Source organism: Sphingopyxis sp. RIFCSPHIGHO2_12_FULL_65_19, assembly GCF_001830555.1.
Taxonomy (GTDB): domain Bacteria; phylum Pseudomonadota; class Alphaproteobacteria; order Sphingomonadales; family Sphingomonadaceae; genus Sphingopyxis.
In genome coordinates this window covers 134,607-143,047 of record NZ_MIAM01000016.1, presented here as the reverse complement: position 1 = coordinate 143,047, position 8,441 = coordinate 134,607, and the positions used below count along the sequence as shown (strand labels likewise).

Sequence of the window (8,441 nt, the reverse complement as noted above, 5' to 3'; positions counted from 1 at the left end):
GGGACGCGATCGTCCGCCGGATCGGCTGAGGCCGCCGCGCGTTACCCCGCCATGACCGACTTCATCCTGAACCTGATCCAAAGCTGGGGCTATGCGGGAATTTTCGTCCTCATGTTCCTCGAAAATGTGTTTCCGCCCATCCCGTCCGAAGTGATCATGGGGCTGGGCGGCATTGCCGTTGCCAAGGGCCATTTCGACTTCTGGACGCTGGTCGCGGTCGCAGTCGCAGGGACGACGGCGGGCAACTGGATCTGGTACGGCGTCGGCCGCTGGATCGGTTATGAACGGCTGAAACCCTTCATCGACCGTCATGGCCGCTGGCTGACCCTCGACTGGACCGAAGTCGAGCGGCTGCACGCTTTTTTCCTGAAACATGGTCCAGCGATCGTGTTTGTCGCGCGTTTTATGCCGGTGGCGCGGACGATGGTGTCGCTGCCCGCCGGAATGGTCAAGATGAACCAGGCGAAATTCCTGGTCTGGACCGCGGCGGGATCGACGATCTGGATCTCGGCGCTGGCGGGCGCGGGCAACTGGTTCGGCGGCAAATTTGCCAATATGGATGCGTTCGTTGGCCCGGTTGCACTGGTCGCGATCGGATCGCTCGTGCTGCTATATGTCTATCGCGTCATCACGTGGAAGCCACGCACCGATTGATTTTTCATGTCAGGCCCGCGGATGCGCGCTGCGGTAGATGTCGAGCAGATGCGCGGCATCGACCGCAGTATAGACCTGTGTCGAGGCAAGGCTCGCATGCCCGAGCAATTCCTGCAAGCTGCGAAGATCGGCCCCGCCGGCCAGCAAATGCGTCGCGAAACTGTGGCGCAGCGCGTGCGGCGTTGTGCGTTCAGGAAGCCCCAGCGCGCGCCGCGCCGATCGCACGCTGGCGCGGACGACGCCCGGCTGGAGCGGCCCGCCGCGTGCGCCGAGAAATAGCGGCATATCCTTTGCAATCGGCCACGGGCAGGCGGCCGCATAACGCGACACGGCGGCCGCGACCGCGGGCAGGATCGGGACGATCCGCGTCTTGTCTCGCTTGCCGGTGACGCGGAGCGTCTCGCCCAGCGGCAGCACCGCGCCGGTCAGGCCCAACGCCTCGCCGATGCGCAAACCGGCGCCATAGAGGAGGAGGAGCAGCGCAAAATCGCGCGCGCCGACCCAGCCTTCGCGGGCATGATCCTCGACATCCTGCGCCAGCGCGAGTGCTTCGGCCGGTGACACCGGGCGCGGCAGGCCCTTTTTGACGCGCGGTCCGCGCATCTGCGGCACGCTGGCGTTCGATCCGCCGACGAAACGCAGGAAACCGCGCAGCGCCGAAAGCTCGCGCGCCGCCGACGCATTGCCCAGCCCCTCCCCGCGCCGTTCGGCCAGATAGGCGCGCACATCATTCGGGGTCAGCGCCACCAGCATCGGCGCATCGACCGCGCCGCCGCGATGCCGCGACAGGAAGGCGCAAAAACGTTCAGCCGCGGCAATATAGGCGCGGCGCGTATGCTCCGACCGGCGCTTTTCATGCGCCAGATGGGCATCCCAGTCGCGGATCAATCCGTCAGCCAACCGCCTTCTCACTTTCCGTTCGCATCGAGCGAAGTCGAGATGCCCACCGGCGCTGCGCAAGGTCGAGGGATGTCTCGACTTCGCTCGACACGAACGGGTCTGCTGGGGTTTAGCTGGTCCGCACCACCGCGGAAAGGATACTGTCGAGCAGCAATATCCCGTCGTCGGTCACCGCCAGCCGGTCGCCGTCCTGCGCCATCAACCCTTGATCCACCAATCGCGCTACCGCCCCCGCGTCGACAAACGCCTCGCGCGCCAACCCGCTCCGCGCTTCGATCCGCGCAAGGTCGATCCCTTCGGTCAGCCGCAGCCCCATCAACATCGCCTCGGTCGCGCGTTCATGCGCCGGCAGATCGGCTTCGACCTTTAACCCATGCCCATTACGCTCCACCGCCGCGATGAAATTCTCGGGCTTCTTGTGGCGTTCGGTCGCCTGTCCCAACCGCCGTCCGTGAGCACCGGGACCGACGCCCGCGTAATCGGCGTAGCGCCAATAAGCGAGATTATGGCGGCTCTCCTGCCCGATCCGGGCGTGGTTCGACACTTCGTAGCGTGGCAGCCCTGCGGCGGCCGTCATCGCCTGCGTCGTGTCGAACAGATCGGCGGCGGTATCGCCGTCGGGGATGGTCAGGTCGCCTTTCGCCGCAAGGGTCGCAAAGCGCGTCCCGGGTTCGATCGTGAGCTGGTAGAGCGAGAGATGGTCGGTGCCGAACGCAAGCGCGCCCGCCAGTTCGGCTTCCCATGCAACGAGCGACTGGCCGGGCCGGGCGTAGATGAGGTCGAAGCTGACGCGTGCAAAATGTTCCTGCGCGGTGGCAATGGCGCGGCGCGCCTCGTCCTCGCTGTGCGCGCGCCCCAGAAATTCAAGCACTTGCGAATCGAAGCTCTGAACGCCTATCGAAACGCGATTGACCCCGGCGGCGGCAAGGTCCGCAAAATTGGCGACCTCGACCGAATTGGGGTTCGCCTCCAGCGTGATTTCGCAGTCGGCCGCGAGCCCCCATTTGGCCTCCGCCGCCGCAATCACGGCGGCAACGGTCGTCGGCGGCATCAGGCTGGGCGTGCCGCCACCGAAAAAAATCGACCCCACGGTGCGCCCGGGAAGCAACGCCGCCTCGTGCCGCAGGTCGGCCAGCAGCGCATCGCGCCAGACCGCCTGATCGACGCTGTCGCGGACATGGCTGTTGAAGTCGCAATAGGGACATTTCGACACGCAAAACGGCCAATGGACGTAAAGGGCGAGCGGCTCGGCCATGGGACCCCCTACTCCCATTCGTCATTCCGGCGAAAGGCGGAATCCATAGACCCCGGACCAACGCCAGGGTGACGACTGCATCAAAATACGCCCGCCACCAGCTTTGCAAAAGCATCAGCACGGTGGCTGATCGCATGCTTTTCCGCCGGATCAATCTCCGCATAAGTCAGTGACTTGCCGGTTGGAACGAAGACCGGATCATAGCCAAAACCCAACGTCCCGCGCGGCGGCCAGGTCAGGTGGCCTTCGGCGCGGCCCTCGAACACTTCGGCGTGGCCGTCAGGCCAGGCAAGCGCGAGGGTGCAAACGAAGCAGCCGCTGCGGTCGACGTGCGGCCCCTGTTCGGCGAGCAGCCCTTCGACCTTTCCCATCGCCATATACCAGTCGCGGCCGGGATTGCCCTCGAACCATTGGCGCTCGGCCCAATCGGCCGTGTAGACGCCCGGCCGACCCATAAGCGCCGCGACTTCCAGCCCGCTGTCGTCGGCCAGCGCGGGCAAGCCCGATGCCGACGCGCTGGCATGCGCCTTCAACAGTGCATTCTCGCGAAAGCTCGTCCCCGTTTCCTCAGGTTCGGGCAGGCCGAGGTCGCCCGCAGACACCGGCTCGATCCCGAAGGGCAAGAGCAGCGCGCGGATTTCGCGCACCTTCCCCGCATTGTGGCTGGCGATGACGAGCTTGCCGGGGGCGAGTTTTCGATGAGTCATTTGACAACCTCAATTTTCGTCATGCCGGACTTGATCCGGCATCCATTACCTCGCCGTCGATGGACCCCGGATCAAGTCCGGGGTGACGAAAATGCGATCAGCGCCCCGTCGCCCGGTCCTGCGCCGCGAAAATCTCGCCGCAGCCGATGCGCGCGAGGCGGAGCAGGCGCAGCAGGCCTTCCTCGTCATAGGTCGCGCCCTCGGCGCTTGCCTGCACCTCGACGATCTGACCCTTTGCGGTCAGCACAAAATTGCCGTCGGCTTCCGCCACCGAATCCTCGTCATAGTCCAGATCGAGCACCGGGGTGCCATTGTAGATACCGCACGAGATTGCGCCGACCTTGTCGACGATCGGGTCTTCGGCGATCGTCTTGGCCGCGAGCAGCTTGTCGACCGCGATCCGCAGCGCGACCCAGGCGCCGCTGATCGAGGCGGTGCGGGTGCCGCCATCGGCCTGGATCACGTCGCAATCGATGATGATCTGGCGCTCGCCGAGCTTTTTCATGTCGACTACGGCGCGCAAGGAACGGCCGATAAGCCGCTGGATTTCCTGCGTCCGCCCCGACTGTTTGCCCTTAGCCGCTTCGCGATTACCGCGCGTGTGCGTCGCGCGGGGCAACATGCCATATTCGGCCGTCACCCAGCCCGCGCCCTTGCCGCGCATCCACGACGGCACTTTTTCATCGACGCTGGCCGTCACCAGCACCTTGGTATTGCCAAAGCTGACGAGGACGCTGCCTTCGGCGTGGATCGTAAATTCGGTTTCGATGGCGATGGGGCGCATCTGGTCGGGCGCGCGGCCGGAAGGGCGCATGGGGGATTCTCCTGTGATGATGTGCGGCGCGCTTAGCGGGGTTGATCCGTCTGCGCCACCCGTCATTGCGGGCGACGCTTGCCCCGTGCCCCTCGCCACCCTAAATCCTCCGTATGACCACACCGCCGATCACCGAACTCACCACGCGCGCGCGCGACGTGTTCCGGCTGGTCGTCGATGCCTATCTGGAGACCGGCCAGCCGGTGGGATCGCGCACGCTGTCAAAGCTTGCGGCGCTGAACCTGTCGCCCGCGTCGATCCGCAACGTCATGCAGGACCTCGAAGAGTTCGGCCTGCTCGCCAGCCCGCACACCAGCGCCGGGCGGCTGCCGACCGAACAGGGGCTGCGCCTGTTCGTCGACGGCATGATGCAGGTCGCCGAACCCTCGGCCGAAGACCGCGCGCAGATCGAGGCGAGTCTGTCGGACGCGGGTCCGATCGAAAGCGCGCTGGCGCAGGCGACGTCGGCGCTGTCGGGATTGTCGGCATGCGCGGGGCTGGTGCTCGTGCCCAAGCATGAACGGGTGCTCAAACAGATTGCCTTTGTCCCGTTGTCGGCGAACCAGTCGCTCGTCGTGCTTGTCGCGGGCGACGGCGCGGTGGAGAATCGCGTCATCGACATTCCGCCGGGCCTCAACCCGTCGGCGCTGGTCGAAGCGGGCAATTATATTTCGGCGACGCTCGGCGGCCTGACGCTGGCCGAGGCGATGGCGCGGGTGCGCCGCGAGATCGAGGCCGAGCGCATCGCGATCGACCGCGCGGCGCAGGATCTGGTCAGCCGCGGCCTTGCCATCTGGTCTTCCGACGGCGCCGACCGCCCGGTGCTGATCGTGCGCGGGCAGGCCAATCTGCTCGACGAGAGCGCCGTCGGCGACCTCGATCGCGTGCGCCAGTTGCTCGACGAACTCGAAACCAAGCAGGACATTGCGCAACTGCTCGACAGCGCCCGCGACGGCAGCGCGACGCGCATTTTCATCGGGTCGGAGAATAAATTATTCTCGCTTTCGGGTTCGTCCGTGATAGCGGCACCCTATCGCGGATCGGACGGGCGCGTGGTGGGTGTCGTGGGCGTGATCGGTCCGACGCGCTTGAACTATGCCCGCATCGTTCCCATGGTGGATTTCACCGCACAATCACTCTCCAGACTGATACGATAGGTTTATGACGAACATGGAAAACGACACGCCGGTCGACGACGGCGCGAACGCCGAAGCCGAAGCCGTTGACACCGCAGCGCCCGCCGAAGGCGAGAATGACGAAATCGCTCAACTCGCCGAACAGGTCGCTGCGCTCCAGCAAGATCTGCTCTATGCGCGCGCCGAAACGCAGAATGTCACGCGCCGCAAGGATAAGGAAATCGCCGACGCGCATGCCTATGCGGCAACGAAGTTCGCGCGCGACATCCTGTCGGTCGCCGACAATCTTGGCCGCGCGCTGGCTGCACTCAGCGACGAGCAGCGTGCCGACGAAGGCATCAAGCCGCTGATTACCGGGCTGGAGGCGACCGAGCGCGAATTGCTGAGCGTCTTTGAACGCAACGGCATCACGCGCATCGCGGCGATCGGCCTGCCGCTCGACCCCAACCAGCACCAGGCAATGCTCGAAATCCCGAGCGACAAGGCGCCGGGCACGATCGTGCAGGAAATGCAGGCGGGTTATATGCTGAAAGACCGGCTGCTACGCCCCGCGATGGTTGGCGTGGCGAAGGCGGGGTAGCTTTCGCGCCACCATTGGTGACATGCGTCCCCGCGAAGGCGGGGACCCATCACCCGATGGTTGAAAACCGATACGACCCATGATGGACCCCCGCCTTCGCGGGGGAACACATCCCGATAACGCCGCTTACGCCGCCTTCCGCATCTTCGCGAGCTTCTTGAGCACCATCTCGCGCTTCAGCCGCGACAGATGGTCGATGAACAAAATGCCTTCCAGATGGTCGTGCTCGTGCTGGATGCACGTCGCCATCAGGCCGGTCATGCGTTCCTGATGATGCTTGCCGTCCTCGTCCTGCCAGTCGACGGTAACCTCGGCGGGGCGCGTCACATCGGCATATTGCTCGGGGACCGACAGGCAGCCTTCCGAATAGACACTATGCTCTTCACTCTCGTCCGAAAAGACGGGATTGATGAACACGCGCGGCTCGCGGATCACCTTCTTGCCCTCGGGATCTTCGGGGTCGGGTTCCTGCAGGTCGATCACCAGAATGCGCTTCGGCACCCCGACCTGAATCGCGGCAAGCCCGATGCCGGGGGCGTCGTACATCGTCTCGAACATGTCGGCGACCAACTGCTTCAGCTCGGCATCGAACGTCTCGACCGGCTGGGAAATGACGCGCAACCGGGGGTCCGGGGTCTCTATGATAGGGAGTAAGGCCATGGCGTGCAGGTATGAACTCGAGGCGCCGACGTCAAGCCACCGGCCGCCTTGCCCTCAGCGCCTGCGCGAGCGTCCCCTCGTCGAGGTAATCCAGTTCGCCACCCACCGGCAAACCATGCGCCAGCTGCGTCAACCGCACCGGATAGCCTTCCAGCCGTTCGGCCAGATAATGCGCCGTCGTCTGCCCCTCCAGCGTCGCGTTCATCGCCAGCACGACCTCGTCGATGCCCCCCGCGGCGACGCGCGCGACCAGCGCGTCGATGCTGAGATCCTGCGGCCGCACGCCCTCCAGCGCCGAGAGCCGGCCGCCGAGCACATGATATTTGCCGGGAAACAGCCGCGACTTGTCGAGCGCCCACAGGTCCGACACTTCCTCGACGACGCACAGGCTGCGCGCGTCGCGGCGTGGGTCGGCGCAGATTGCGCAGGGGTCGTGGGTGTCGACATTGCCGCAGATGGTGCAGGTGACGAGCCGTTCGGACACGGTTTGCAGCGCCGCGAGCAGCGGCACGAACGCAGACTCGCGCTTCTTCATCAGGTGCAGCACCGCGCGCCGCGCCGACCGCGGGCCGAGACCGGGGAGACGGGCGAGTTGCTGGACGAGGGCTTCGATTTCGGTGGAGGCCATGACGGGGTGGTAGTGGGTGTGCTTGGGATGCACAATATTCCCCGTGTTCCTGCGAAGGCAGGAACCCATCTCCGCTCGGCGCAACCTGGTACGGTCCGGTGATGGGCCCCTGCCTTCGCAGGGGCACGCTGCGCCAAGACTTGAATGTCGCGCCCACCTCCGCCAAAGCCCGCACCCATGCGTATCGCCTTCATGGGAACGCCGCCCTTTGCGGTGCCGACGCTCGCCGCGCTGCACGCGGCGGGGCATGACATCGCAGCGGTCTATACCCAGCCGCCCCGCCCGGCACAGCGCGGCAAAAAATTGCAGAAGAGCCCGGTGCAGGTCTGGGCCGAAGAGCACGCCCTGCCCGTCCGTACCCCGAAGAGCTTGAAGGGCGCCGACGAACAGGCCGACTTCGCCGCGCTGAACCTCGATGTCGCGGTGGTCGCGGCCTATGGCCTGATCCTGCCGCAAGCGGTGCTCGACGCCCCGCGCGAAGGCTGCCTCAACGTCCATGGCTCGATCCTGCCGCGCTGGCGCGGCGCGGCGCCGGTGCAGCGAGCGATCCTGGCGGGCGATGCCGAGACCGGGGTTACGATCATGCAAATGGACGCCGGGCTCGATACGGGGGCGATGCGGCTGGTCGAAACGACCCCTGCGACGGACAAGAGCGCGGGCATCCTGACCCACGAACTCGCCGAAATGGGCGCGCTGATGATGCGGCGGGTGCTGAGCGACCTCCACGCCTTTCCGCCCGCGCCGCAGCCCGAGGACGGCGTCACCTATGCCGCCAAGATCGACAAGAGCGAAGCGCGGCTCGATTTCCTGACCAGCGCGGTGCAGGTCGAGCGGCAAATTCGCGCGTTCAACCCGGCGCCGGGGGCGTTTTTCGAGCTGGAGGGCGAGCGGTACAAGGTGCTGGCCGCCGAGGTCGTGCATCCGGCCGATACGGTGTCGGGGGCACCCCCGGGCGTCACGATCGACGACGCGCTCACCATCGCCTGCAACCCCGGCGCGATCCGCGCGACGCGCATCCAGCGCGCGGGAAAGCCGGCGATGGAGGCGGGCGAGTTGCTGCGCGGACGGGCGATTGCGGCAGGGACGCGGCTGGTATGACTAACCAAT

At 65.8% G+C, this 8,441-nt stretch carries 10 protein-coding genes; 4 read left to right on the top strand and 6 right to left on the bottom strand.

The features are described from left to right. Positions 1-51: 51 nt before the first annotated feature. On the top strand, positions 52-654 hold the full coding sequence (locus A3E77_RS05320) for a DedA family protein (RefSeq protein ID WP_293643936.1): 603 nt from the start codon (positions 52-54) through the stop codon (positions 652-654). A 9-nt stretch (positions 655-663) separates the two neighbouring features. On the opposite strand, the gene A3E77_RS05315 is transcribed toward A3E77_RS05320, so the two are convergent. The 4 genes from A3E77_RS05315 to rph all read right to left on the bottom strand — a co-directional run bounded on the left by A3E77_RS05315 (position 664) and on the right by rph (position 4,330). Next, positions 664-1,554: a tyrosine-type recombinase/integrase gene (locus tag A3E77_RS05315; RefSeq protein ID WP_293643896.1), complete on the bottom strand. Its 891-nt coding sequence runs from the start codon at positions 1,552-1,554 to the stop codon at positions 664-666. Between the two features lie 109 nt (positions 1,555-1,663). After that, on the bottom strand, positions 1,664-2,809 hold the full coding sequence (gene hemW, locus A3E77_RS05310) for a radical SAM family heme chaperone HemW (RefSeq protein WP_293643894.1): 1,146 nt from the start codon (positions 2,807-2,809) through the stop codon (positions 1,664-1,666). Between the two features lie 80 nt (positions 2,810-2,889). Then, complete coding sequence (gene rdgB / locus A3E77_RS05305; RefSeq protein ID WP_293643892.1) at positions 2,890-3,516, bottom strand: RdgB/HAM1 family non-canonical purine NTP pyrophosphatase; 627 nt, start codon at positions 3,514-3,516, stop codon at positions 2,890-2,892. Between the two features lie 97 nt (positions 3,517-3,613). Continuing rightward, a complete protein-coding gene (gene rph, locus A3E77_RS05300) occupies positions 3,614-4,330 on the bottom strand; it encodes a ribonuclease PH (protein ID WP_293643890.1) in 717 nt (238 codons plus the stop codon). A 113-nt stretch (positions 4,331-4,443) separates the two neighbouring features. Here rph and hrcA point away from each other — a divergent pair, with 113 nt between their 5' ends. Together hrcA and grpE are read left to right on the top strand one after the other, a co-directional pair. Then, complete coding sequence (gene hrcA, locus A3E77_RS05295) at positions 4,444-5,487, top strand: heat-inducible transcriptional repressor HrcA (protein WP_293643888.1); 1,044 nt, start codon at positions 4,444-4,446, stop codon at positions 5,485-5,487. A 4-nt stretch (positions 5,488-5,491) separates the two neighbouring features. Next, positions 5,492-6,046: a nucleotide exchange factor GrpE gene (gene grpE / locus A3E77_RS05290; RefSeq protein ID WP_293643886.1), complete on the top strand. Its 555-nt coding sequence runs from the start codon at positions 5,492-5,494 to the stop codon at positions 6,044-6,046. A gap of 126 nt (positions 6,047-6,172) precedes the next feature. Here grpE and def read toward each other — a convergent pair whose 3' ends face one another. Together def and recR are read right to left on the bottom strand one after the other, a co-directional pair. Further along, positions 6,173-6,706 carry a peptide deformylase gene (gene def / locus A3E77_RS05285; RefSeq protein ID WP_293643884.1) on the bottom strand — a complete coding sequence of 178 codons (534 nt, stop codon included), beginning with the start codon at positions 6,704-6,706 and terminating at the stop codon, positions 6,173-6,175. A 31-nt stretch (positions 6,707-6,737) separates the two neighbouring features. Continuing rightward, the gene (gene recR / locus A3E77_RS05280) at positions 6,738-7,334 is read right to left on the bottom strand and encodes a recombination mediator RecR (protein WP_293643882.1); all 597 of its coding nucleotides are present in this window, start codon (positions 7,332-7,334) and stop codon (positions 6,738-6,740) included. Between the two features lie 177 nt (positions 7,335-7,511). Here recR and fmt point away from each other — a divergent pair, with 177 nt between their 5' ends. Beyond that, complete coding sequence (fmt, locus tag A3E77_RS05275) at positions 7,512-8,432, top strand: methionyl-tRNA formyltransferase (protein ID WP_293643880.1); 921 nt, start codon at positions 7,512-7,514, stop codon at positions 8,430-8,432. Positions 8,433-8,441: the final 9 nt, after the last annotated feature.